The sequence below is a fragment of the Streptomyces sp. NPDC007189 genome (assembly GCF_040703635.1).
Taxonomy (GTDB): Bacteria; Actinomycetota; Actinomycetes; order Streptomycetales; family Streptomycetaceae; genus Streptomyces.
In genome coordinates, this window is record NZ_JBEYEY010000009.1 from 52,992 (window position 1) to 78,307 (window position 25,316).

22 protein-coding genes are annotated in these 25,316 nt (G+C 72.7%); 18 read left to right on the forward strand and 4 right to left on the reverse strand.

The window, feature by feature from the left end; genetic code table 11:
* Positions 1–69: 69 nt before the first annotated feature.
* Positions 70–1,194, forward strand: a complete 1,125-nt coding sequence (gene mnmA / locus AB0950_RS19750) for a tRNA 2-thiouridine(34) synthase MnmA (RefSeq protein WP_360152244.1) — start codon at positions 70–72, stop codon at positions 1,192–1,194.
* Between the two features lie 46 nt (positions 1,195–1,240).
* Here mnmA and AB0950_RS19755 read toward each other — a convergent pair whose 3' ends face one another.
* Together AB0950_RS19755 and AB0950_RS19760 are read right to left on the reverse strand one after the other, a co-directional pair.
* The gene (locus AB0950_RS19755; RefSeq protein ID WP_360152247.1) at positions 1,241–2,023 is read right to left on the reverse strand and encodes an alpha/beta hydrolase; all 783 of its coding nucleotides are present in this window, start codon (positions 2,021–2,023) and stop codon (positions 1,241–1,243) included.
* Positions 2,024–2,060: 37 nt separating this feature from the next.
* Positions 2,061–2,384: a DUF427 domain-containing protein gene (locus tag AB0950_RS19760; RefSeq protein WP_360152250.1), complete on the reverse strand. Its 324-nt coding sequence runs from the start codon at positions 2,382–2,384 to the stop codon at positions 2,061–2,063.
* A 64-nt stretch (positions 2,385–2,448) separates the two neighbouring features.
* Between AB0950_RS19760 and AB0950_RS19765 the strand changes: the two genes are divergently transcribed.
* The 16 genes from AB0950_RS19765 to AB0950_RS19840 all read left to right on the forward strand — a co-directional run bounded on the left by AB0950_RS19765 (position 2,449) and on the right by AB0950_RS19840 (position 21,737).
* On the forward strand, positions 2,449–2,988 hold the full coding sequence (locus AB0950_RS19765; RefSeq protein WP_360152253.1) for a TIGR00730 family Rossman fold protein: 540 nt from the start codon (positions 2,449–2,451) through the stop codon (positions 2,986–2,988).
* A gap of 7 nt (positions 2,989–2,995) precedes the next feature.
* Complete coding sequence (locus AB0950_RS19770) at positions 2,996–3,694, forward strand: SDR family oxidoreductase (RefSeq protein ID WP_360152256.1); 699 nt, start codon at positions 2,996–2,998, stop codon at positions 3,692–3,694.
* Positions 3,691–4,080 (forward strand): hypothetical protein, encoded by a 390-nt coding sequence (locus tag AB0950_RS19775; RefSeq protein WP_366779083.1) that lies wholly within the window; start codon positions 3,691–3,693, stop codon positions 4,078–4,080. Before AB0950_RS19770 ends, AB0950_RS19775 begins: the two co-directional genes overlap by 4 nt.
* Positions 4,081–4,159: 79 nt before the next feature.
* Complete coding sequence (locus AB0950_RS19780; RefSeq protein WP_366779084.1) at positions 4,160–5,167, forward strand: methionine synthase; 1,008 nt, start codon at positions 4,160–4,162, stop codon at positions 5,165–5,167.
* A 14-nt stretch (positions 5,168–5,181) separates the two neighbouring features.
* A complete protein-coding gene (ligA, locus tag AB0950_RS19785) occupies positions 5,182–7,377 on the forward strand; it encodes an NAD-dependent DNA ligase LigA (protein WP_360152265.1) in 2,196 nt (731 codons plus the stop codon).
* A 259-nt stretch (positions 7,378–7,636) separates the two neighbouring features.
* Entirely contained in the window at positions 7,637–9,925 is a 2,289-nt protein-coding gene (locus AB0950_RS19790; protein WP_360152268.1) for a bifunctional diguanylate cyclase/phosphodiesterase, read from the forward strand.
* Positions 9,926–10,123: 198 nt separating this feature from the next.
* Entirely contained in the window at positions 10,124–10,618 is a 495-nt protein-coding gene (locus AB0950_RS19795; protein ID WP_360152271.1) for a cupin domain-containing protein, read from the forward strand.
* Between the two features lie 173 nt (positions 10,619–10,791).
* A complete protein-coding gene (gatC, locus tag AB0950_RS19800) occupies positions 10,792–11,088 on the forward strand; it encodes an Asp-tRNA(Asn)/Glu-tRNA(Gln) amidotransferase subunit GatC (RefSeq protein WP_004925108.1) in 297 nt (98 codons plus the stop codon).
* A 5-nt stretch (positions 11,089–11,093) separates the two neighbouring features.
* On the forward strand, positions 11,094–12,593 hold the full coding sequence (gene gatA, locus AB0950_RS19805; protein ID WP_360152274.1) for an Asp-tRNA(Asn)/Glu-tRNA(Gln) amidotransferase subunit GatA: 1,500 nt from the start codon (positions 11,094–11,096) through the stop codon (positions 12,591–12,593).
* Positions 12,590–12,829 (forward strand): hypothetical protein, encoded by a 240-nt coding sequence (locus tag AB0950_RS19810; protein WP_360152277.1) that lies wholly within the window; start codon positions 12,590–12,592, stop codon positions 12,827–12,829. Before gatA ends, AB0950_RS19810 begins: the two co-directional genes overlap by 4 nt.
* A 16-nt stretch (positions 12,830–12,845) precedes the next feature.
* The gene (gene gatB, locus AB0950_RS19815) at positions 12,846–14,360 is read left to right on the forward strand and encodes an Asp-tRNA(Asn)/Glu-tRNA(Gln) amidotransferase subunit GatB (RefSeq protein ID WP_360152280.1); all 1,515 of its coding nucleotides are present in this window, start codon (positions 12,846–12,848) and stop codon (positions 14,358–14,360) included.
* Between the two features lie 267 nt (positions 14,361–14,627).
* Complete coding sequence (locus tag AB0950_RS19820; protein WP_366779085.1) at positions 14,628–16,859, forward strand: MMPL family transporter; 2,232 nt, start codon at positions 14,628–14,630, stop codon at positions 16,857–16,859.
* Entirely contained in the window at positions 16,837–17,412 is a 576-nt protein-coding gene (locus tag AB0950_RS19825; RefSeq protein ID WP_360152286.1) for a GNAT family protein, read from the forward strand. Before AB0950_RS19820 ends, AB0950_RS19825 begins: the two co-directional genes overlap by 23 nt.
* A gap of 35 nt (positions 17,413–17,447) precedes the next feature.
* Complete coding sequence (locus AB0950_RS19830) at positions 17,448–18,101, forward strand: hypothetical protein (protein WP_366779086.1); 654 nt, start codon at positions 17,448–17,450, stop codon at positions 18,099–18,101.
* 199 nt (positions 18,102–18,300) lie between these two features.
* Positions 18,301–18,492 (forward strand): hypothetical protein, encoded by a 192-nt coding sequence (locus AB0950_RS19835; protein ID WP_366779087.1) that lies wholly within the window; start codon positions 18,301–18,303, stop codon positions 18,490–18,492.
* 203 nt (positions 18,493–18,695) lie between these two features.
* Complete coding sequence (locus AB0950_RS19840) at positions 18,696–21,737, forward strand: AAA family ATPase (protein ID WP_366779088.1); 3,042 nt, start codon at positions 18,696–18,698, stop codon at positions 21,735–21,737.
* 27 nt (positions 21,738–21,764) lie between these two features.
* Here AB0950_RS19840 and AB0950_RS19845 read toward each other — a convergent pair whose 3' ends face one another.
* Together AB0950_RS19845 and AB0950_RS19850 are read right to left on the reverse strand one after the other, a co-directional pair.
* Positions 21,765–22,934, reverse strand: coding sequence for a PQQ-dependent sugar dehydrogenase (locus AB0950_RS19845; RefSeq protein WP_360152927.1), 1,170 nt, complete (start codon positions 22,932–22,934; stop codon positions 21,765–21,767).
* A gap of 98 nt (positions 22,935–23,032) precedes the next feature.
* Complete coding sequence (locus AB0950_RS19850) at positions 23,033–24,031, reverse strand: aldo/keto reductase (protein ID WP_360152299.1); 999 nt, start codon at positions 24,029–24,031, stop codon at positions 23,033–23,035.
* Positions 24,032–24,107: 76 nt separating this feature from the next.
* Here AB0950_RS19850 and AB0950_RS19855 point away from each other — a divergent pair, with 76 nt between their 5' ends.
* Positions 24,108–25,061 (forward strand): 2-hydroxyacid dehydrogenase, encoded by a 954-nt coding sequence (locus AB0950_RS19855; protein ID WP_360572781.1) that lies wholly within the window; start codon positions 24,108–24,110, stop codon positions 25,059–25,061.
* Positions 25,062–25,316 lie beyond the last annotated feature (255 nt).

The following is a 25,316-nucleotide window of genomic DNA, read 5'->3' on the forward strand; positions in this document are numbered from 1 at the left end:
AAAAGGGCCTGGGCCTTGATTTTTTTCACCGATTTCCCGGTCCCCGCGGCCCCGTACCCTGAAAGGGTTATGACTGAGACCCCGCAGCGCCCTCTCCGCGTCCTCGCCGCCATGTCCGGTGGAGTCGACTCCGCCGTCGCCGCCGCGCGCGCCGCGGAAGCCGGCCACGACGTCACCGGCGTCCACCTCGCGCTCTCCGCGAACCCGCAGTCCTTCCGGACCGGCGCGCGGGGCTGTTGCACCATCGAGGACTCGCGCGACGCCCGCCGCGCGGCCGACGTCATCGGCATCCCCTTCTACGTCTGGGACCTCGCCGACCGCTTCCGCGAGGACGTGGTCGAGGACTTCGTCGCCGAGTACGAGGCCGGCCGCACCCCGAACCCCTGCCTGCGCTGCAACGAGAAGATCAAGTTCGCCGCGCTGCTCGACAAGGCGCTGGCGCTCGGCTTCGACGCGGTGTGCACCGGGCACTACGCGAAGATCGTGCGCAAGGAGGACGGCTCCCGCGAGCTGCACCGCGCCTCCGACATGGCGAAGGACCAGTCGTACGTCCTCGGTGTGCTCGACGAGAAGCAGCTCGCGCACGCGATGTTCCCGCTCGGCGACACGGTCACCACCAAGGAGGAGATCCGCGCCGAGGCCGAGCGCCGGGGGCTCGCGGTCGCCAAGAAGCCCGACTCGCACGACATCTGCTTCATCGCCGACGGCGACACCCAGGGCTTCCTGGCGAAGCGGCTCGGCAAGGCGGAGGGCGACATCGTCGACGAGTCCGGCGCCAAACTGGGCACGCACGAGGGCGCGTACGGCTTCACCATCGGCCAGCGCAAGGGCCTCAGGATCGGCACCCCGGCCCCCGACGGCAAGCCCCGCTACGTCCTGGACATCTCCCCGGTGAACAACACCGTCACCGTCGGCCCCGCCGAGGCCCTGGACGTCTCCGGGCTGACGGCGATCAAGCCCCGCTGGTGCGGCACCGCCCCCACCGGCCCGGGCACCTACACCGCCCAGCTGCGCGCCCACGGCGGGGAGACCGAGGTCACCGCGGAGCCGGTCGGCGGCGAACTGCGCGTCACCTTCGCCGAGCCGGTCCGCGGCGTCGCCCCCGGCCAGGCGATCGTCCTGTACGACGGCACGCGCGTGATCGGCTCGGCGACGATCGCGACGACCACGCGCGCGAGCGCAGCGACGGTGTAGCCCGCGCAGGACCTTCGTGGACCGGGCGGGAGCCCTTCGGGACCGCTCAGCGGGCGAAGAACTCCGTCAGCACCGGCCCCAGCACGTCCGGTTCCACCATGTGCGTCTGCCCCGGAAGCACCCGGTAGGTGCCCTGGGGCACGGCCTCGGCGACGGCCTGGCTCGCCCGGTGCATCCACTCCGGGCTCGCGCCGCCCGCGACCGCCAGCACGGGCACGGAGATCGCGGTCAGCCGGTCCCGGGGGAGCAGGCCGTCGCCCATGACCGCGTCGTCGTGGGCGAGACTCGGCGCGACGGCCTCCATGCCGGCCCACATCGGGGACTGGCGGGCGCCCTGGATCATCTCCTCGGCCAGGCCCGTCAGCCGCAGGAACAGCTCCACCGCGTCGCCGCGCCGGCCCTGAGACAGCGCCTTGGTCAGCTGCTCCTTGTAGACGGCCTCCCGCTCGGCGCCGCCCTGCAGGAAGTCGGCGTACGGCACCTCGTACACGGCGGCCCGGCCGGCCGGCAGCCCGCTCGCCACCGCCTGCAGCACCAGCGCGCCGCCCGAGGACACCCCGAACAGCGCCGCCTCGCCTCCCACCGCGTCGATCAGCGCGGCCAGGTCCTCGACCTCACGCTCGACCGCGTAGGGCTCCGTGTCGCCGCTCTCGCCGCGGCCGCGGCGGTCGTAGACGACGGCCGTGCAGTGGTCCGCGAGCCGCTCCGCAAGAGGCGCCAGAGTGCCACCGGTGGACATCGCGCCGCTCACCAGGACCACCGTCGGCCCCTGACCGGTCACTCGGTACGCGAGCGGGGTTCCGTCCCGCGAAGTCGTCTTCTTGTCCATGTCGGTCGAGACTGCCGTACCGGCACGGACTCATCGCTCACGACACGTCGGCGTCGTAGAAGCAGAAGTGGTCCTTGATCTCCGCCACGCCCGGCTTCGGGTCCGGGTACGCCCACACCAGGTCCGGGGCGTCCGGCAGCGACCAGTAGGACGCCGTGCCCTTGAAGGGGCACACGGTGTGCGTCTCGGAGGGCGTCAGCAGATCGAGGCGTACGTCCTCGGCGGGGATGTAGTACCGGTCCGGAGAGCCGGTCTCCCGCAGCACCAGCGGCCGGTCGGTCTCCGCCAGCACCTGGCCGCCGCGCACCACGCGCACGTGCCGCTCGCTCTTGTCGATGGTGATCGTGTGTCCTCGCGTCATACCTGGACAGCACCGGCGGGACCGCGCTTCTTCCCGTCTTCGGCGGGGCCGTACGGTAGAGGTCATGAACATCTGCGTCTTCCTGTCCGCCGCCGACCTCGACGAGCGTTACACGCGCCCCGCGCGCGAGTTCGCGGAACTGATCGGCAAGGCCGGTCACACGCTGGTGTGGGGCGGTTCCGACGTGGGCCTGATGAAGGTCGTCGCGGACGGGGTGCAGGACGCGGGCGGCAGGCTGCTGGGCGTCTCCGTGGAGTTCCTCGCCAACAAGGCGCGGCCCGGCGCCGACGAGATGATCGTCGCCGCGGACCTGGCCGAGCGCAAGAGGCTGCTGCTGGAGAAGGCCGACGCGGTGGTGATCATGGTGGGCGGCACCGGCACGCTGGACGAGGCCACCGAGATCCTGGAGCTGAAGAAGCACGGCCGCACCGACAAGCCGGTCGTCCTGCTGAACACGGCGGGCTTCTACGACGGCCTCAAGCAGCAGTTCCGCCGCATGGAGGACGAGGGCTTCCTGCCCCGTCCGCTGTCCGAGCTGGTCTTCTTCGCGGAGGAGCCGGTCGGGGCGCTGGCCTACCTGGAGGAGCAGCTCGGCGTGCAGTGATGCGAGCATGGCGGGCATGGCTACTCATGTGATCACCGGGGCCGGTTCCGGCATCGGCGCGGCCGTCGCCCGCCGTCTGCACGCGCGCGGGGACGATCTCGTGCTGCACGCGCGCGACGCGGGCCGCGCGAAGGAACTGGCGGCCGAGTTCCCCGGCGCCCGCACCCTGGTGGGCGACCTGGCCGACCCGGACCGGCTCTCCTGGGCGTTCTCCCACCAGAGCCTGCCGGACCGGGTGGACTCCCTGCTGCACATCGCCGGCGTCGTCGACCTGGGCGAGGTCGGCGAGCTGACCACCAAGTCCTGGCACCACCAGCTCAACGTCAACCTGATTGCCCCCGCCGAGCTGACCCGGCACCTCCTGCCGCAGCTGCGCGCGGCCCGCGGCCATGTGATCTTCGTCAACTCCGGCGCCGGCCTGAGCGCCCACGCCGGCTGGTCCGCGTACGCCGCCTCCAAGCACGGCCTGAAGGCCCTCGCCGACTCCCTGCGCCACGAGGAGCACGCGAACGGCGTCCGGGTCACCTCCGTCTACCCCGGCCGCACCGCCAGCCCCATGCAGGCCAAGGTCCACCAGCAGGAGGGCAAGGAGTACGACGCCTCCCAGTGGATCGACCCCGAGTCGGTCGCCACGACGATCCTCATGTCCCTGGACCTGCCCGGGGACGCGGAGGTCAACGACCTGACGGTACGGCCGGGCCGGTGATCCCCGAAACCGCGGACGCCACCACGATCCGGGCCTGGCTCGCCGGCGCGTGGTCCCGGACCGAGGCGGCGCTGATCCTCGGCGGCACCGCCCTCGGCACTCCGCTCGCCGGCCGGCCGGTCGTGGGCGAGGTCTTCGACCGGGCCGGCCTCGCCGAACTGCGTGCCCTGACCACCACCGGCGCGTTCCTCGGCGACCTCTGCCGCTGCCCCGGCAGCCCGACGGTGGCCCTGCTGGACGCCGACGGCGCGTTCATCGGCTCGGGCGCACTCCACGGCGGCCGTGACATCTCCTGGGAGCGCGGCCGCTTCCGCAACAACCTGACGGTGGCCGACCCCGACGGCCTGCTCGCCTTCCTGGAGCGGCACCGCACACCGGGAAGCTGACCCCCTGGGCCACTTCCCGGGCGGCCGGGGCGGGCCGTGGGTGGGGATGGGGACCGGAGGTTCGGCATACGCTGCCGGGGTGAGTGAGAAGAGCCAGTTCACCTTTCCGGGGGCCACCGGTGTCGGGTCCATGCCCGGCGTCGACGCCAGGGAAGCCGCCAAGACAGTCACCGGCAGCTTCGAGGACTTCCCCTTCCTGCCCGAGCTGCCCGCACGCGGGCCCGGCGCCGACATGATCGGCCGTACCGCGGGCATGCTCGTCGAGCTGTACGCGCGCGTGGAGCCCAGCGGCTGGCGCATCGGGGACCGGCCCGGCCGGGACACCAAGCGGGCGCGGTCCTGGCTGGGCCAGGACCTGGACGCCCTGGAGGAGTTCACCCAGGGGTACGAGGGCGACCTGAAGGTGCAGGCGGTCGGCCCGTGGACGCTGGCGGCCTCGCTGGAGCTGAAGAACGGCGAGGCCGCCCTCGGTGACCCCGGCGCCTGCCGCGACCTCGCCGCCTCCCTCGCCGAGGGGCTGCGGCTGCACCTCGGCGAGGTACGGCGCCGTGTTCCCGGCGCCCGGCTCGTGCTGCAGCTCGACGAACCCTCCCTCACCGCCGTCCTGCGCGGACAGGTCCGCACCGCCAGCGGCTACCGTACGCACCGCGCCGTCGACCGGCAGGTCGTGGAGGCCACCCTGCGGGACGTCGTCGGGGTGCACGGCGACGGTCCGGTGATCGTCCACTCCTGCGCCCCGGACGTGCCCTTCGCGCTGCTGCGCCGGGCCGGCGCGGCCGGTGTCTCCTTCGACTTCTCGCTGCTCACCGAGCGTGACGACGAGGCGATCGGCGAGGCCGTCGAAGGGGGCACGCGGCTGTTCGCCGGCGTCGTGCCGGGCACCGAGAGCCCATTGTCAGACCCTGCCGGTAGCGTCATGGGTGTCAGGACGCTGTGGCGCAGGCTGGGCCTGCATCCGGGACTGCTCACCGAGGCGGTCACGGTCACCCCGGCGTGCGGTCTGGCGGGCGCTTCCCCCGCCTACGCGCGCCAGGCCCTCGCCCACTGCGTCCGGGCGGCGAGATCCCTCGCGGACAACCCAGAGTAACGGGAGGAAACACGGTGGCCGGCGACAAGCAGCAGGCGGAGACGGCAGTGCCCGCCGAGGCACGCGACAGGCACGCGCAGCTCGCTGAGCAGATCGAGGAGCACCGCTTCCGGTACTACGTGAAGGACGCTCCCGTCGTCAGCGACGCCGAGTTCGACAAGCTCCTGAAGACTCTGGAGGCGCTGGAGGAGCAGTATCCGGAGCTGCGCACCCCGGACTCCCCGACCCAGAAGGTCGCGGGGGCGTACGAGACGGAGTTCACCGCGGTCGAGCACCGCCAGCGCATGCTCTCGCTCGACAACACCTTCAACGACGACGAGCTGGCCGCCTGGGTCGAGCGGATCGCGCGCGAACTCGGCGACCAGGAATACCACTTCCTGTGCGAGCTGAAGGTGGACGGCCTCGCCGTCAACCTCACCTACGAGAAGGGCCGCCTCACGCGCGCGGCCACCCGTGGTGACGGCCGCACCGGCGAGGACATCACCCCCAACGTCCGGACCATCGCCGAGATCCCGGACCGCCTGGCGGGCGACAAGGTGCCCGACCTCGTGGAGATCCGCGGCGAGGTCTACTTCCCGATGGAGAAGTTCCTCGAGCTGAACGAACGCCTGGTCGCCGCCGGCGACAAGCCGTTCGCCAACCCCCGCAACGCCGCCGCCGGTTCGCTGCGCCAGAAGGACCCCCGGGTCACCGCCACCCGCCCGCTGCACATGGTGGTCCACGGCATCGGCGCCCTGGAGGGCTTCACGGGCCTGACCCGCCTCTCCCAGGCCTACGACCTGCTGAAGACCTGGGGCCTGCCCACCTCCCCGCACAACAGGGTGGTCGACGACCTCGACGGCGTGCGCGAGTTCATCGCCCACTACGGCGAGAACCGCCACTCCGTGGAGCACGAGATCGACGGCGTCGTCGTCAAGCTGGACGAGATCCGCCTCCAGGGCCGCCTCGGCTCCACCGCGCGTGCGCCGCGCTGGGCGATCGCCTACAAGTACGCACCGGAGGAGGTCAACACCAAGCTCGTCGACATCAAGGTGGGCGTCGGCCGCACCGGCCGGGTCACGCCGTACGCCCAGGTCGAGCCGGTCACGGTGGCGGGCAGCGAGGTGGAGTTCGCCACCCTGCACAACCAGGAGGTCGTCAAGGCCAAGGGCGTCCTCATCGGCGACACGGTCGTGCTGCGCAAGGCCGGTGACGTCATCCCGGAGATCCTCGGCCCGGTGGTCGACCTCAGGGACGGCAGCGAGCGGGAGTTCGTGATGCCGGGCGAGTGCCCCGAGTGCGGCACCCCGCTGCGGCCCATGAAGGAGGGCGACGTCGACCTGCGCTGCCCCAACGCCCGCACCTGCCCTGCCCAGTTGCGCGAGCGCGTGTCGTACCTCGCGGGCCGTGAGTGCCTGGACATCGAGCACTTCGGCGCGGTGGCCGCCGCCGCGCTCACCCGCCCGCTGGAGCCGGCCGACCCGCCGCTGGTGGACGAGGGCGACCTGTTCGACCTGACGGTGGAGAAGCTGCTGCCCATCAAGGCCTATGTCCTCGACCCCGACAGCGGCCTGCCCAAGCGGGACCCCAAGACCGGCGAGGAGAAGGTGGTCACGGTCTTCGCCAACCAGAAGGGCGAGCCGAAGAAGAACACCCTCGCCCTGCTGGAGAACATCGAGGCGGCCAAACAGCGCCCGCTGGCCCGGTTCCTGAACGGCCTGTCCATCCGGCACGTCGGACCGGTCGCCGCGCAGGCCCTCGCCCGCGAGTTCCGCTCCATCGACCGCATCGAACAGGCCACTCAGGAGGAGCTGGCCACCACCGACGGCGTCGGCCCCATCATCGCCGCCGCGCTCAAGGAGTGGTTCGCCGAGGACTGGCACCGCGAGATCATCCGCAAGTGGAAGGCCGCCGGAGTCCCGCTGGAGGACGCCTCGACCGGCGAGGACGAGGGCCCGCGCCCGCTGGAGGGGCTCACGGTCGTCGTCACCGGCACCCTGGAGCACCACACCCGGGACGGCGCCAAGGAGGCACTGCAGAGCCGGGGCGCGAAAGTGACCGGATCGGTGTCGAAGAAGACCTCGTTCGTCGTGGTGGGTGACAACCCCGGATCGAAGTACGACAAAGCCATGCAATTGAAGGTTCCGGTGCTGAACGAGGACGGTTTCGGCGTCCTGTTGGAGCAGGGTCCCGAAGCGGCGGCCGAAGTCGCGCTTTCGACCGGGGAGTAGCGGTTGAAGGCCACCCGATCGGCGCATATCAGTTGCATACGGGTGGCCCGGGCGCATTCGGGCAACCGTCGACGACCGGTGCCCGTGGAAGCCTTCCGCGGCCTACTGTTGAGGTGTGCACCTGCCGTGCCCGGCTGCGGTTGGGGCATCCCCGTGCGCTTCCGGCGTGCGGGGAAGGGTTCTTCAACGCGGAGCTGCTGATGGCTGTCGGACATCGGACCGCGTGGCGTGGGCACCGCCGGCTGTGAGAGGGACGGGAATGGAACCGACCGAGAGCGTCGCCCCGGACTCACGGCTGCGCCTGCGCCGTCGCGCGGGCACAGAGCGGACGACCCGATGGACGGGTACCCGGTGGGCGGGAGCCCGATGGACGACAGGGACCCGCTGGACAGCGCGGACCCACGGACGCACCCCCGGCCAGGCCCGTACGGCCCGGCCGGGCGCCGCCGCCGACACCCACCCGCCGATACCCGTGGCCCTCGAGCCCGCCCCCGGCCTGACCGATGCCGGGCCCGGACGGCGCCTGTCCCGGCCCACCCTGCCCGCGGCCGTCACGGCCGCCGCCGCGGTCGTCCTCGGCGCCGGTTTCTGCCGCGCCTTCACCGGCCACCACGCCCTTTTCCCGAGCGGCACCGCCGGCTGGTCGCTGGCCCTGCTCACCGGTGTCATCGTCGGCCACCTCGTCATGCTGGGCCGCGCCCGCTGGTGGGGCGGCACCGGCTCCGGCGCCGCCCTCACCCTCGCCGTGCTGCTGCTGTACGGCTGGGTGCCCGCCGGCATGGTCAGCCTCACCGTCGTCGTCCTGGTCGGCATCGCCCGGCGCCACCGCTGGCGGCAAGGAGTGCTGCACGGCGCGGTGGACATCCTCGGCATCGGCGCCGGCGCGCTGCTGCTGCGCGCGTTCGGCCGCGTCCCCAGCGTCGAGACGCCCTGGCGGCCGGACGGCTGGAGCGCCGCCACCGCCCTCGAGATCGTCCTCGCCGCGGGCGCCTACCTCGCTGTCAGCCGCGGCCTGCAGTGGTACCTGCACGCCCCGCCCGGCGGCAGAAGGCCCAGCGTGACCCGCACCGCCGTGATCAGACACGGCCTGGTCGCCGTCGCGCTGCTCGGCATCGCACCGCTGCTGTGCGTCGTCGCCGTCGCCCAGCCGATCCTGCTCCCGCTGTTCGCCATCCCTCTCATCGCCCTGGACTCCACGCTGTGGATGGCGCGCGCGCGTGCCGAGGAGCAGCTGCGCGACCCGCTGACCGGGCTGCCCAACCGGCAGTGGCTGCTGGAGCGGATCTGGACGGCCCTCGACGACGCCGAACGCATCGACGCCCGCTCCGCGCTCATGCTGATCGACCTCGACCGTTTCCGGTCGGTGAACGACACGCTCGGTCATCTCGCCGGTGACCGGCTGCTGCTCCAGATCGCCGACCGGCTGCGGCTGGCCCTGCCGCGCGGAGCGGAGGCCGCGCGGCTCGGCGGCGACGAGTTCGCCGTGTTACTGCCCGTCGCCGACTCCACGACCTCCGCCACCCGCATCGCCCGTGGCCTGGTCGCCGAGCTCAGCTCGCCGCTGGACCTCGACGGGCTCACCCTCGTCCTGGAGGCCAGCGCCGGAGTCGCCGTCTTCCCCGACCACGCGCTGGACGCCGAAGGGCTGCTGCGGCGCGCCGACGTGGCGATGTACCAGGCGAAGAGGGACCGTACGGGCGTCGAGGTGTACGAGTCCAAGCGGGACTCCAACACCCCGGACCGGCTCGGCCTCCTCGGGGACCTGCGCCGGGCGCTGGACGCGCACGAGGTGCAGCTGCACTACCAGCCCAAGGTCCGCTTCGACGGACAGGTCGCCGGCCTGGAGGCGCTGGTCCGCTGGGTGCACCCCGAGCGCGGGAAGGTTCCGCCGGACGAGTTCATCGCGATCGCCGAGTCCTCCGGGCTGATGCCCCATCTCACCGAGTACGTGCTGGAGACCGCCCTCGGGCAGGTCGCCAAGTGGCGGGCGCAGGGGCTGCGGGTCCCGGTCGCCGTCAACGTCTCCCCGCGCGACGTCCACACGCCCGGGTTCGCGGGCTCGGTCGCCGCGCGGCTGGCCCGGCACGGGGTTCCCGCCGGGGCCTTGCAGCTGGAGATCACCGAGCATGTGCTGCTGGAGGACCCGCAGCGGGCCGCGGACACCCTCGCCGCGCTGACCGGGCACGGCGTGAAGATGTCCCTGGACGACTTCGGCACCGGGTATTCGTCGCTGGTGCATCTGCGGCGGCTGCCGGTGAGCGAGCTGAAGATCGACCGGTCGTTCGTGGCGCGGCTCGCGGTCGACGCGGAGGACGCGGAGATCGTGCGGTGCACCGTGGATCTGGCGCATTCGCTGGGGCTTCTCGTCGTCGCCGAAGGGGTGGAGGACGACGAGACGTGGGAGCGGCTGCGGGACCTGAGGTGTGACGCCGTGCAGGGGTGGCTGGTCGCCGCGGCGATGCCGCCGGAGGAGACGACGGCGTGGCTGCGGGCGCGGGGGTCCCGGGGGTGGCAGCGGCCGCGGGCCGCGTTGCCGGCCGCCGAGTAGTTCTCCCACCGTGGCTCGGCGCCGTCGGCGGGTGGCGGTGCGTCGTGGCTGGTCGCGCAGTTCCCCGCGCCCTTTTCAGGGCGCGACCTCGGCGTCGTGTTCGGGATTCATCCCGCCCCCTTGATCGTTGTACTGATCGGCGCCGGACTTCTCTTCGCGGTCCGGCCAGTACTCGAGGGCTCAAGGGGGACCCCAGCCATGTCACTGTTCGTGCCGAAGTTCGAAGAGTCCGTGATCGTCCGCGAGGCCGAGGCCGAAGTCGTCGGCGCCGCGCCCGCCACCATCCGCCTGCTGGCCGACAGCAGCGCGACCGGGGGCGCCCTGTCCACCCAGCGCGTCACCCTCAAGGCCGGCGCGGACGGCGCCAAGCCGCACTGGCACGACAACTCCGCCGAGATGTTCTTCCTGCTCGACGGCGCCGCCGACATCCTCTCCGGCGAGGACGTCGTCACCGCCGGGGCCGGCGACCTGGTCATCGTCCCGCCCGGCAAGCCGCACGCCTTCGCGGCCGTACCGGGGGCCGACGCCGATCTGCTCATCGTCATCACCCCCGGCGTCGAGCGCTTCGAGTACTTCCGGCACCTGCAGCGCATCCGCCTGGGCGAGGCCACTGCGGAGAGCATCCTGGAGGTCCAGGACCTGTACGACAACCACTTCCTGCGCAGCGAGGCCTGGGAGACGCGCCGGGCCTGACCGGCCGGGCGGGAAACCGTTTCACGGCCACCCGGCCCGGCCCCATAGGATTGGGGCTAGTCGTCCCGTTCCCGTCTGCCGTGCGACGCCCGGCCCGCCCTTCGGGCGGACGACGGGAACGGGACGACTGGCCCCCGCCCCAACCACACACACTCACCCCAGAGGATCGCTGCATGCCTGGCATCACGCGCGAGGAGGTCGCCCACCTCGCCCGGCTGGCGCGTCTGGAGCTGAAGCCCGAAGAACTCGACCACTTCGCGGGACAGCTGGACGACATCATCGGCGCGGTCGCCCGCGTCAGCGAGGTCGCCGACCAAGACGTACCGCCGACCTCGCACCCGCTCCCGCTGACGAACGTCATGCGCCCGGACGAGGTCCGTCCCTCGCTCACCCCCGAGCAGGCGCTCTCCGGCGCCCCCGCACAGGAGCAGCAGCGTTTCAAGGTGCCGCAGATCCTGGGGGAGGAGTGACCGCCATGACGGACAACAACATCATCAAGCTCACGGCCGCGCAGATCGCCGAGAAGATCGCCTCCGGCGAGCTGACGGCCGTCGAGGTCACCGAGGCCCACCTCGCCCGGATCGAGGCCGTCGACGAGAAGGTGCACGCCTTCCTGCACGTCGACCGCGAGGGCGCCCTCGCCCAGGCCCGCGCCGTGGACGAGAAGCGGGCCCGCGGCGAGAAGCTCGGCCCGCTGGCCGGCGTCCCGCTCGCGCTCAAGGACATCTTCACCACCGAGGGCGTGCCCACGACGGTCGGCTCGAAGATCCTCGAGGGCTGGATCCCGCCGTACGACGCGACGGTCACCAAGAAGCTGAAGGCCGCCGACGTCGTCATCCTCGGCAAGACCAACATGGACGAGTTCGCCATGGGGTCCTCCACCGAGAACAGCGCCTACGGCCCGACCGGCAACCCGTGGGACCTCACCAAGATCCCCGGCGGCTCCGGCGGCGGCTCCTCCGCCGCGCTGGCCGCCTTCCAGGCCCCGCTCGCCATCGGCACCGACACCGGCGGCTCCATCCGCCAGCCGGCCGCCGTCACCGGCACCGTCGGCGTGAAGCCGACGTACGGCGGGGTGTCGCGGTACGGCATGGTGGCGTTCTCCTCCTCCCTCGACCAGGGCGGCCCCTGCGCCCGTACGGTCCTGGACGCGGCCCTGCTGCACGAGGTCATCGCCGGGCACGACCCGCTGGACTCCACCTCCATCGACGCCCCGGTCCCGCCGGTCGTCGAGGCGGCCCGCAACGGCAGCGTCCAGGGCATGCGGGTCGGCGTGGTCAAGCAGTTCCGCGGCGAGGGCTACCAGGCCGGTGTCATCCAGCGCTTCGACGAGTCGGTCCAGCTGCTCAAGGAGCTGGGCGCCGAGATCGTCGAGCTGGACTGCCCGTCCTTCGACCTCGCCCTGTCGGCGTACTACCTGATCGCGCCGTCCGAGTGCTCCTCCAACCTCGCCCGCTTCGACGGCCTGCGCTACGGCCTGCGGGTCGGCGACGACGGCGGCCACTCGGCGGAGGAGGTCACCTCCCTGACCCGCGAGGCCGGCTTCGGCCCCGAGGTCAAGCGCCGCATCATGCTCGGCACGTACGCCCTCTCGAGCGGCTACTACGACGCGTACTACGGCTCCGCGCAGAAGGTCCGCACGCTCATCACGCGTGACTTCGAGAAGGCCTTCGAGCAGGTCGACGTGATCGTCTCGCCGACGACCCCGACCACCGCCTTCCCGATCGGCGAGCGTGCCGACGACCCGATGGCGATGTACCTCGCGGACCTGTGCACCATCCCGACCAACCTGGCGGGCAACGCGGCCATGTCCCTGCCCTGCGGTCTCGCCCCGGAGGACAACCTCCCGGTGGGCCTGCAGATCATCGCCCCGGCGCTGCAGGACGACCGGCTGTACAAGGTGGGCGCCGCCGTCGAGGCCGCCTTCGTGGAAAGGTGGGGTCACCCGCTGCTGGAGGAGGCACCGTCGCTGTGACCAAGCTGTCGAAGGCCAAGGACTTCAAGAAGTCCAAGTCCGGTACGTACCTGTCCATGGCCACCACCGCGTTCGGCGCGATCGGTGTCGCCAAGCAGATCAAGAAGGCCCGCGCCGAGCACGACACGCTGCGGCTGATCGACGCCACGGTCTCCGCCGTGGCGATCGTGACCGGTCTCGCGATCCTCTGCCGCGAGCTGAAGCGGCTGGGCGACGACGACGTCCTGCTGGGCTGAGAGGGAAGTTTTCACCGTGACCACCACGACCGACCTGGTGTCGTACGAGGACGCTCTGGCGTCGTACGACCCCGTCATGGGCCTCGAGGTCCATGTCGAACTCGGCACCAAGACCAAGATGTTCTGCGGCTGTTCGACCACGCTCGGCGCCGACCCGAACACCCAGACCTGCCCCACCTGCCTCGGCCTGCCCGGCGCGCTCCCGGTCGTGAACAAGACCGGCGTCGAGTCGGCGATCAAGATCGGTCTCGCGCTGAACTGCGAGATCGCCGAGTGGTGCCGCTTCGCCCGGAAGAACTACTTCTATCCGGACATGCCGAAGAACTTCCAGACCTCCCAGTACGACGAGCCGATCGCCTTCAACGGCTACCTCGACGTGCAGCTGGAGGACGGCGAGACCTTCCGCGTGGAGATCGAGCGCGCCCACATGGAGGAGGACACCGGCAAGTCCACCCACGTGGGCGGTGCGACCGGCCGTATCCACGGCGCGTCCCACTCCCTGCTGGACTACAACCGCGCCGGCATCCCGCTGATCGAGATCGTCACCAAGCCGATCACCGGCGCCGGCGAGCGCGCCCCCGAGGTCGCCAAGGCGTACGTCCGTGAGCTGCGCGAGGTCATCCGTTCCCTCGGCGTGTCCGAGGCCCGCATGGAGATGGGCCAGATGCGCTGCGACGTGAACCTGTCGCTGATGCCCAAGGGCGCCGACAAGTTCGGCACCCGCTCCGAGACCAAGAACGTCAACTCGCTGCGTTCGGTGGAGCGCGCGGCCCGTTACGAGATCATGCGCCACGCGGCCGTGCTCTCCGGCGGCGGCACGGTCGTCCAGGAGACCCGCCACTTCCACGAGGACACCGGCTCCACCACCTCCGGCCGCGTGAAGGAGGAGGCCGAGGACTACCGGTACTTCCCGGAGCCCGACCTGGTCCCGGTCGCGCCCCCGCGCGAGTGGGTCGAGGAGATCCGCGCGGCCCTGCCCGAGCTGCCCCTGGTGCGCCGCAACCGGCTGCGCGAGGAGTGGGGCGTCTCCGGCACCGACATGCAGGCGATCCTCAACGCCGGCGCGCTGGACCCGATCGTCGCCACGATCGAGGCCGGCGCCGACGCCGCCTCCGCCCGCAAGTGGTGGATGGGCGAACTGGCGCGCAGCGCCAACGAGTCCGGCAAGGCGCTCGACGAGCTGCCGATCACCCCGGCGCAGGTGGCCCGGGTGACCGAGCTGGTCGCGAAGGGCGACCTGAACGACAAGCTGGCCCGGCAGGTCATCGAGGGCGTCCTCGCGGGCGAGGGCACCCCGGACGAGGTCGTCGACAAGCGCGGCCTGAAGGTCGTCTCCGACGAGGGCGCGCTGACCGCCGCCGTCGAGGAGGCCATCGCCGGCAACCCGGCCGTCGCCGACAAGATCCGCGGCGGCAAGGTGGCCGCGGCCGGCGCCCTGGTCGGCGCGGTCATGAAGGCGACCCGGGGTCAGGCCGACGCGGCCCGCGTGAAGGAACTGATCCTGCAGAAGCTGGGCGTGAGCGAGGGCTGAGACCCCGCCGACCCGTTCGTACGGCCCCGGAAGGCGCGCCCTCCGGGGCCGTACGCATGTCCAAGTCTCCTGCGGCGCGACAGAGTTCGCGGGTCTGTCCTGTGATGTCGCTCCCACTGGTGTGAATAAGCCCACGAACGCATCAAACGATCACGTTCGCCTGCAAGAGTGTCCTCTGATTGCACATGCGTTCTTTGCGGGCTGTTCAGTTTATGGACGATCATTCCCGGCCAAAGATCAACAAATCGTACTTCTGGGAGCTCGTCCGTGGCAGACCTCGCGCGTTGGTGTGTCCGGCATCGGCTGATCGTCGTGCTGCTGTGGCTCCTCGCCTTCGGCGGGGTCACCGCGGGCGCCGCCGTGGCCGGTTCGTCGTACTCGAACGCCTATGACGTTCCCGGCACCGAGGCCGGCCGCGCGACCCAGCTGCTCAAGGAGGGCTTCCCCGGCCTGGGCGGGGACAGCGACACCGTCGTCTGGCACACCGACGCCGGCAGCGTCCGCGCCGCCGGCGTCGAGCAGACCATGACCCGCGCCCTGGACCGGATCGCCGCGCTGCCCGGCATCGCCTCGGTGGACGGCCCCTACGGCCGCCAGGGCGCCCACCGGATCAGCGACGACGGCCACACGGCCTACGCCACCGTCACCTTCACGCAGGAGGCCGAGCACATCGGCAAGGCGGAGGCGGAGGCCGTGGTGCACACCGCCGAGGCCGCCGAGGGCCACGGGCTCCAGGTGGAGCTGGGCGGCAGCGCCATAGGCCTCACCGCGTCCCCGCGCGAGCACACCGCCGAGGTGGTCGGCGTCCTCGTCGCCGCCGTCGTGCTGTTCCTCGCCTTCGGCTCGCTCGCCGCCTCGGCCCTGCCCATCGCCACCGCGCTGGTCGGCGTCGGCACCGCCTACTCCGGCATCGGGCTGCTCGGGCACGCCATGACGGTCGCCGACTTCGCGCCCATGCTCGGCATGCTCATCGGCCTCGGCGTCGGCATCGACTACGCGCTGTTCATCGTGACCAGACACCGGCGCGGACTCAAACGCGGCCTGGGCGTCACCGAGGCCGCCGTGAACTCCGTCGCCACCACCGGACGCGCGGTGGTGTTCGCGGGCGCGACGGTGTGCATCGCGCTGATGGGCATGCTGATCCTGCGCCTGAGCTTCCTCAACGGGGTCGCCGTGGCCGCCTCGTTGACCGTGCTGCTCACGGTCGCGGCCTCGGTCACCCTGCTGCCCGCCCTGCTGTCGTACATCGGCTCGCGGGCCCTCAGCCGCCGCGAGCGGCGCCGGCTCGCCGAGCACGGGCCGCGCCCGGAGCTGCCCACCGGGCTCGCCGCCCGCTGGTCGGCGCTGGTCGAACGCCACCCCAAGCTGCTCGGCTCGCTCGCCGTGGTCGTCATCGCCGTGCTCGCCCTGCCCACCTTCTCCCTCCACCTCGGCACCTCCGACCAGGGCAACGACCCTCGCACCTCCACCACCCGCAAGGCCTACGACCTGCTCGCCGAGGGCTTCGGGCCCGGGGTGAACGGGCCGCTCACCCTGGTCACCCGGGTCGACGGCGCCGACGGCGGGCTGGCCCTGGACAACCTCGACACGACCCTGCGCGCCACCCCGGGCGTCGCCTCCGTGACCCCGGCCACCTTCGACGCGAGCGGCACCACCGCCTACCTCACCGTCGTCCCCACCTCGGCGCCGCAGTCGCAGCAAACCAGCGACCTCGTGCACCGGCTGCGCACCAAGGTGCTGCCGCGGGCCGAGACCGGCACCTCCCTGCACATCCAGGTCGGCGGGGTCACCGCCGGCTACGACGACTTCGCGGCCGTGATCGTCGGCAAACTCCCGCTGTTCGTCGGCGCGGTCATCGGGCTCGGCTGTCTGCTGCTGCTCGTCGCGTTCCGCTCGCTCGGCATCCCGCTGAAGGCCGCGGTGATGAACATCGCCGCCGTGGCCGCCGCGTTCGGGATCGTCGTCGCCGTCTTCCAGTGGGGCTGGGGCAGCGAACTGCTCGGCCTCGGCCGGGCCGGCCCGATCGAGCCCTTCCTGCCGGTGATCATGGTCTCGGTGCTCTTCGGGCTGTCCATGGACTACCAGGTCTTCCTGGTCAGCCGGATGTACGAGGAGTGGCTGGAGACCGGTGACAACCGGCGCGCCGTCCGCGTGGGCCTCGCCGAGACCAGCCGGGTCATCAACTCCGCGGCGATCATCATGATCTCGGTCTTCCTCGCCTTCGTACTCAGCGGCGACCGCGTGATCGCCATGTTCGGCATAGCGCTCGCCTCGGCCGTCGCCCTGGACGCCTTCGTCCTGCGCACCCTGCTCGTGCCCGCGCTGATGCATCTGCTGGGCGCCGCCAACTGGTGGCTGCCCGCCTGGCTGGAGCGCCGCCTGCCGCATCTCAGCATCGAGCCGCCCGAGTGCCGTGCCGCGCATGAGAGGCTCGGCGACGTCTCTGTGGCGGATCTGCGGGAGGACGATCAGCGCGATGTACGCGATATCCCTGGGTGACGACGGCGCGGAACTGCGGCCCCTGGAGGTGTGGCACGCCGAGGAGGTGCTCGCAGGCGTCGACCGCGGACGGGAGTTCATCGGCCGGCACATCGGACTGGCCGATGTGGTGCACGACCTGGACGGCGCGCGTTCGTGGCTGAGGTCGTACGCCGACAAGCGCGCCGCCGACGCCGGCAGCGTGCACGGCATCTGGCTGGACGGGAAGCTGGTCGGCGGTGTGCTGTTCCGGGTGTGGGACACGCCGAGCGGGGTGTGCGAGGCCGGGTGCTGGCTGGAGCCCGCGGCGACCGGGCGCGGACTGGTCACCCGGGCCATGCGGGTACTGCTGGACTGGGCCTTCGAACAGCGCGGCATGCACCGCGTGGAGTGGTATGCCTCCTCCGCCAACGAGCCCAGCATCAACGTGGCCCGCCGGCTCGGCATGACGCGCGAGGGCGTGCTCCGCGAGAACCACCCGCACCACGGGGTGCGCGCGAGCACCGAGATCTGGTCGCTGCTCGCCCCCGAGTGGCGCGCGGCACGCGCGCGTGGCGCACAAGACGATCATTAAGGGGCCTCTCAGACAGGGTCCGTACGGTGCCGGGCATGGCTACGAAGACACAGGAAGGCGCCACGGCCGGCACCGAGGCGCAGGACGACGACACGGCGGTGGAGGCCGCCGGCACCGAGGAGGAGACGGCGCGGGCACAGACCCGTGAGGACGGCTCCGGGCACACGGACGCCGTCGAGGACGTGACCGCGGAGGAGAAGGCCGCCGAGGAACAGGCCGCCGAGGAAGTGGCCGCCGAGGAAGTGGCCGCCGCGGAAGGGGCCGCCGAGGAGGCGGCCGGGCGGGAGAAGGCGCCCTCCGGGGTCGGGCAGGGCGCCGGTGCCGTCGTCTCCGCCGCGCTGGGGTTCGTCTCGCTCAGCGGCGGCTGGATCGGCACCGTCGCGGGCGCCCGGGAACAGCTCGTCGGCCAGCTGCGGACGTCGTCCACCGCGACCGTCGCCACCCAGATCAAGGCGGTGTACGGCAACGCCTGGCACAGCACCGCCCTGTGGGCCGGCCTGTTCGCGCTGGCCGCGCTGCTCACCGGTGTCGTCGTGCTGGCCCGGCCCGCCTTCGGCACCCCCGGGCGCCCGCAGGCCCACTGGATCAAGTCGGTCGCCTGGGGCGGTGTCTCGCTCGCTGTCATCGGCCTGCTGCTGGCGGTCCTGAAGTACTCCGACGCCCTGCTCGCCCTGCCCTCGACAAGCTGAGAAAGCCGCAGGTCCCAAGGGGCCTTAGGGAATCCATGAGCACCTTACGGACTCCCTGAGGCCCCTTACGCGCGCGTGCGGCCCGTACGACGCCCGAAGATGCGGAACTCTCCCGATGCGGCGCACCCGGCTGGGAGACGAAGGTGGAGGCATCGCAGAACGCGACGCACCACACCGGCCCTCCGCGAAGGGACACGTCATGATCGAGTTCGACTACCACAAGATGCGCTCCGCCGAGCTGATCCGCGAGGCCGAGCGGGCACGGCTGGCCCGCGCGGCCGTCCGGGCGCACCGCGCCGCCCGCCGCGCGGGCTCGGCCGGCCCCGAGGGCGCGGCCGCCGAGTCCCATACCGACCGGCCCCGCCGGCACCGGATCCCACGCACCGCGTGACCGCCGGAGCGGCGGAGGGGGCCGGGACGGAGGGCGGCCGTACGGGGGTCGGCCGCCTTCCGGACCACCCGGGCCGGGGTCGTACGACTGCCCGTCCCGGCCGTGCGACCCGTCCGTCCCCGGGTACGCCCCTTCCGGCCATGGGTACGACGATCGCACCGGACCTGTGGAAAACCGCTGCCCCGCCGTCCCGATCCCGTGCGATGCTCGGGCCCGTGGAGACCAGGTCCGTCAGTCCCGTGTTCGTCGGCCGCACCGACGAGCTGGACACGTTGAACGCCGCGCTCGCCCGCGCCCGCGCCGGCGAGCCCCAGGCGCTGCTGCTCGGCGGTGAGGCGGGGGTCGGCAAGACCCGCCTCGTCGAGGAGTTCGCCGCGCTCACCGGCCGGCACGCGGTCGTGGCCGTCGGCGGCTGTGTGGAGATCGGCGCCGACGGGCTGCCGTTCGCCCCCTTCGCCGCCGCGCTGCGCACCCTGCGGGACGCCCTGCCCGAGGAGTTCGCCGCCGCCGCGCGCGGTCAGGAGGAGGAGCTGGCCCGCCTGCTGCCCGACCTCGGCGAGGCCGGCGCCGGCCACCACGACGAGCAGGGCATGACCCGGCTGTTCGAGCTCACCGTCCGGCTGCTGGAGCGGGTCGCGGCCGAGCGGCCGGTCGTGCTCGTCCTGGAGGACCTGCACTGGGCCGACGCCTCCACCCGCCACCTCCTCGCCTACCTGTTCCGCACCCTGCGCACGGGCAGGCTCCTCGTCCTCGCCAGCTACCGCTCCGACGACATCCACCGCCGCCACCCGCTGCGCCCCCTGCTCGCCGAGCTGGACCGGCTGCGCACCGTCCGCCGCATCGAACTGGCCCGCTTCACCCGCGCGGAGGTCGGCGGCCAGATCGCCGGCATCCTCGCCGCCGAACCCGACCCCGCCCAGGTCGACGACATCTTCGAACGCTCCGACGGCAACGCCTTCTTCGTGGAGGAACTCGCCGTCGCCGCCCGCGACGGCTGCTGCGCCGGCCTCACCGACTCCCTGCGCGACCTGCTCCTGGTCCGGGTCGAGGCGCTGCCCGAGAGCGCCCAGCGGGTCGCCCGGATCGTCGCCGAGGGCGGTTCCACCGTGGAGTACCGGCTGATCGCCGCCGTCGCCCAGCTCGGCGAGGACGACCTCATCGAGGCGCTGCGGGCCGCCGTCGGCGCCAACATCCTCACCGTCACCCCGGCCGGCGACGGCTACCGCTTCCGGCACTCCCTGGTCCGCGAGGCCGTCGCCGACGACCTGCTGCCCGGCGAACGCTCCCGCCTCAACCGCCGCTACGCCGAAGCGCTGGAGGCCGACCCCACGCTCGTCCCGGCCGACGCGCGCGTGATGCGCCTGGCCAGCTACTGGTACCACGCCCACGACCCCGCCAAGGCGCTGCCCGCCGTCCTGGACGCCTCCGTCGTGGCCCGCCGCCGGCACGCCTACACCGAGCAACTAGGGCTGCTGGAGCGGGCGATGGAGCTGTGGGACGGCGTCCCGGAGGAGGTGCGCTCGGCCCTGCGCCCGGTCGACTACACCGAGGTCTACCCTCCCTGCGGCTGCGACCCGGCCACCACCCCGCTGCGCTACCTGGACCTGATGGCCGAGGCCGCCGTCGCGGGCCGCTTCGGCGGTGAACGCGAACGGGCCCTGAAGATCACCAAGCGCGCGCTGCGCCTCCTGGAGGACGAGCCGGACCCCCTGCGCGCCGCCTGGTTCTGGATCCAGCGCTCCCGCCTGGTGCAGGCCCAGGCCCGCGGCGACGGCCGGCAGGAACTGGCCACCGCCCAGGACCTGGTGCGCGGCCTGCCGCCGTCCGAGGTGCACGCCGAGGTGCTGGCCCTCGCCGCCAACTGGTCCATGCTGCACCGCCCCGGACCCGAGGCCTTCGCCGCCGCCGAGCGTGCCGTGGAGTACGCGCGCATGGTCGGCGCCCGCGAGATCGAACTGCACGCCCGCCTCACCCTGGGCTGCCTGGAGGTCGACGCCGGCGACACGGACACAGGGCTGGACCGGATGCGGCAGGTGCTGCGGGACACCCTCGCCGAAGGCGTGCACCAGGTGGCGGGCCGCACCTACGTCAACCTGCCGTCCCAGCTGCAGGGCATCGGCCGCGACCGGGAGGCCGTCGTCCTCCTGCGCGAGGGCATCGCCTTCGCCCGCGCCCAGGGGCTGCTGGACTCCGAGTCCTGGATACGCGGCAACCTGGCCGAGGCCCTGTACGCGCTCGGCGACTGGGCGGAGGCCGCCGAGGCCGCCGCCCACGCGTCCCGGGCCGGGCACAGCGCCAAGACCCGTGGCACGGGCGCCCTGCACCTGGCCCACCTCGCCCTGGCCCGGGGCGACCTCGCCGAGGCCGGCCGCCAACTCGCCGCCGCCCGCGCCCACTACGGCACCCACGACCCCATGCCCCAGCACTCCCTGCCGCTGGCCCGGGTGGTCCTCGGTGTCGCCGCCGAGGAGGGCCGCACGGCCGACGCGCGCGCCGAACTGCTCCGGGCCCTGGACGACGGCTTCCCGCCCGGCACCCAGCGCTACGGCTGGCCACTGCTGCGGGCCGCCGCCGGCGCGGAGGCCGAGGCCCGCGCCCTGCCCGCCGCCGAGCCCGGCCGCGCCGAGATCCTCGACCGCCTCGGCGAGGCCGTACGGCACCTCGCCACCGGCGCCCCGCTCTGGCGGGCCTACGAGCAGTGGACCCGCGCCGAACTGCGCCGCGCGCAGGGCGCGGACACCGCCGACGACTGGTCGCCGGTCGTCACCGCCTTCGAGTGCCTGGACCGCCCCTACGACCTCGCCCGGGTCCGCCACCGCCTCGCCGCGGCCCTCCTGGCCGACGGCGGCGACGACGAACGCGACCGCGCGCTGGAACTGCTCCGGCTGGCCGCGGCGGTCGCCGCCCACCTCGACGCCCGCTCCCTCGCCGACGCCGTCGCCCGGCTCGCCCAGCGCGCCCGCCTCACCCTGACCGGTCCGCCCCGGCAGGCCCTCGCCCCGGCCGACCCGGCCGCGGCCCTCGGGCTCACCAGCCGGGAGCGGGACGTGCTGCGCCTGGTCTCCGCGGGCCGCACCAACCGCCAGATCGCCGAGGAGCTGTTCATCTCCCCGAAGACCGCGAGCGTCCACGTCTCCAACATCCTCAGCAAGCTCGGCGTCTCCGGCCGGGGCGAGGCGGCGGCCCTGGCCCACCGGCTGGGGCTGTTCCCGCTGGAGGACGGGGACCGGCTGGTGGCGGGATGACGACGGCGCACCTCACCTCACCGCGGCTCACCTCACCTCCACCTCCAGCACCCGGTCGTCGCCCTTCTGGGGCCGGCCCCGGCCGTCGGTGTTGCTCGTCACCAGCCACAGCTTGTCGCCGCCCGCCGCGACCACCGTGCGCAGGCGGCCGTACCTGCCGGTCAGGAAGGCCTGCGGCGGCGCCGAGGCCCGCGTGCCGTCGAGCGGGACGCGCCACAGCCGCTCGCCCCTGAGGGCCGCCATCCAGATCACGCCGTTCACGTAGGCGATGCCGCTGGGGGAGGCGTCGTCGGGGTGCCACTGGGCCAGCGGGTTCTGGAAGGCGGGGTCGGAGGACCGGCCCTCGGCCTTCGGCCAGCCGTAGTCGCCGCCCGGCTTGATGGCGTTCAGCTCGTCCCAGGTGTCCTGGCCGAACTCCGAGGCGAACAGGCGCTGGTGGTTGTCCCAGGCCAGGCCCTGGACGTTGCGGTGGCCGTACGAGTACACCGGCGAGCCGGGGAACGGGTTGCCCGGAGCGGGCTCGCCCTCCGGGGTCAGGCGCAGGATCTTGCCGCCGAGGGACTTCCTGTCCTGCGCCAGACCCCGCTCGCCGCTCTCCCCCGTGCCCACGTACAGCATGCCGTCCGGGCCGAACGCGATCCGGCCGCCGTCGTGGATGAAGCCCATGGGAATGCCCTTGAACACCGTGTCCGGGGCGCCCAGCTGCTCGCCGGCCGGCTTGTGCGCGTCGTACAGCATGCGGACGATGCGGTTGTCCGAGGCCGAGGTGAAGTAGGCGTAGATCATGTGGTCCGAGGCGAAGCCGGGGGAGAGGGCGATGCCCAGCAGACCGCCCTCGCCGGCCGGGGACACCCCGGAGACCGTGCCCAGCTCGGTCGTACGGCCCGTCCTGTCGTCGATCCGGACGATCGTGCCGTCGTCGCGGGACGAGACCAGCAGGCCGCCGCCGGGCAGCGGGGCCAGCCCCCACGGCGTCTTCAGGTTCCGGGCCACGGTGCGCAGCACCTTCACCGAGCCCCTCGCCGGCGGGGGCGAGGCGGTGGCCCGGCCGGAGGGGGCCGTGCCCGGCGCCGCACCCGTGGCCGTCGTCCGCCCGGCACCGGCCGGGGGCCCTCCGCCGTCGGAGGAGCAGCCGGCCGCCAGCAGCAGGGCGGCCGCGGCCAGCACGGCCGGCACAACGCGTCGTCGCACGATCATGGTCCCTTCGAGGCGGTGGTCCAGCGGCGGGTGCTCGTTCTCGTACACCGCCAGCCTCCCCGGGTTCCCGCTCCGGCACCACCGATCCCGCACACCCGTCAGTCCCAGGATCCCTGCGCCGCCGGCAGCCGTGCGATCTCCGCGAAGTCCTCCTCGGTCAGGCGCAGTTCGCTCGCCGCCGCGTTCTCCGCCGCCCACCGCTCCTGCTTGGCGCCGGGCAGGGCGATCACATGGCGGCCGTGGGACAGCACCCAGGCCAGCGCCACCTGGGCCGGGGTGACGTGCTCGCCGTGCCGGCGGGCGATGCGGCGCAGGCCCGCGACGATGGGCTGGTTGGCCGCCATCATCTCCGCCGTGAAACGGGGATGCCGGGCGCGTACGTCGTCCGGCTCGAAGCCCTCGCCGGGAGTCAGCGTGCCGGTCAGGAAGCCGTTGCCCAGCGGCATCGCCGCGAGGAAGCCCACGCCCCGCGCCTCGCACCACGGCAGCAGCGCCCGCAGCGCCTCCGGCGACCACACCGACAGCTCCGCCTCCACCGCGGCCACCGGGAACACCTGCTGCACCCGCTGCAACTGGCGCAGGGTGCCGTCGTGCAGCCCGGCGCCCGAGCGCCGTCCGCCGCGCGCCCCCACCGCGCACAGGCCCAGCGCCCGCACCTTGCCGGCCCGCACCAGGTCGGCCATCGCGCCCCAGGTCTCCTCCACCGGCACCTCGGGGTCGGCGCGGTGCAGCTGGTAGAGGTCGATCACGTCCGTCTGCAGGCGCCGCAGCGAGGCGTCGCAGGCCCGCTTCACATATCCGGGGCGGCCGTTGGCCACGATGTGCTGCTCGCCCACCAGCAGCCCCACCTTCGTGGACACGAAGGCCTCCGCGCGCCGCTCCTTCAGCACCCGGCCCAGCAGCAGCTCATTGGTGAAGGGGCCGTACATGTCGGCTGTGTCCAGGAGGGTCGAGCCCAGGTCCAGCGCCCGGTGCACGCATCTGAGCGACTCGTCGCCGCGCTGCCGGGAGGTGCTGTACGCCCAGCTCATCGGCATGCACCCGAGGCCGACGGCCCCCACCGCGAGCGCCCCCGCGCCGATCGTCCTGCGCTCCACCTGCTCGTGAACCTCCCTCTGCCCGGCCCCCAACCTAACCTCTGCACGCGCGCGTGCCTGACATAGCCTCCTTGCCATGAGTGCTGACGTGTGGCTTCCCATCGCGCCCGAGGAGATCGAGGGGCTTCCCGCCGGACCCCGGTACCTGTTCTGGGACGGGGGCGAGGACGGCGAGCAGCCCTTTCCCGGCGACCCGGCGGACTGCGTCGTGTACGTGGTGCCCTACATGAAGCGGTGGCCGGTCAAGGTGCGCCCGCTGGAGCATCTGACGAACGTCAGGGTGGTCCAGACGCTGACGGCCGGCGTCGACGACGTCACCGCCCGGCTGTCCGTCATCCGGCCGGGCGTGCAGCTGTGCAATGCCCGCGGCGTGCACGAGGCGAGCACCGCCGAACTCGCGCTGGCCCTGACGCTCGCCTCCCTGCGCGGCATCCCGGACTTCGTGCGGGCCCAGGACCGCGGCGAGTGGCTGGGCGGATTCCGGCCCGCCCTCGCCGACAAGTCCGTCCTCATCGTCGGCTACGGCTCCATAGGCGCCGCCATCGAGGACCGGCTCGCGGCGTTCGAGGTCGCGCGGGTGGCGCGCGTCGCGCGCTCTGAGCGCACCACGGCGCGCGGTCCGGTGCATCCGCTCACCGAATTGCCCTCTCTGCTTCCACACGCCGACGTCGTGATCCTCTCCACGCCCTTGACGGAGCAGACGCGGGGCCTGGTGGACGCCCAGTTCCTGGCGCGGATGAAGGACGGCGCGCTGCTCGTCAACGTCGCCCGCGGCCCGGTCGTCGACACCAAGGCGCTGCTCGCGGAGCTGGAGAGCGGCCGGATCACCGCGGCCCTGGACGTCACCGACCCCGAGCCGCTGCCGCCGGGACACCCGCTCTGGCAGGCCCCCGGCGTGCTCATCAGCCCCCACGTGGGCGGGCCGACTTCGGCGTTCCTGCCCCGCGCGAAGCGGCTGCTCGTGGAGCAGTTGACCCGGTTCGTGAACCAGGAGCCGCTGCGGAACGTGATCCTGACGACAGGGGTCTGATCCGCTTCCGGCACCCTCCGCAACCCCCCGGACGCGGGCCGTACCCGCATCCCCCCTGGTCGTCACGGAGCGTAGAGAAGCTATGTCCCTGAGTGACGATCCTGGTGTATCGTCCCGGAAGGGGCAGCGCCGCCGACCGTTGGGCGCCGGGGATGGACATTTCAGATTTGTGAGGGGGGCGACGGGCGATGCACGGCCTATGGACGAACGATCCGACGCGGCGGAGCCGCCGACGGCGACCCTGGCGCACGGCCG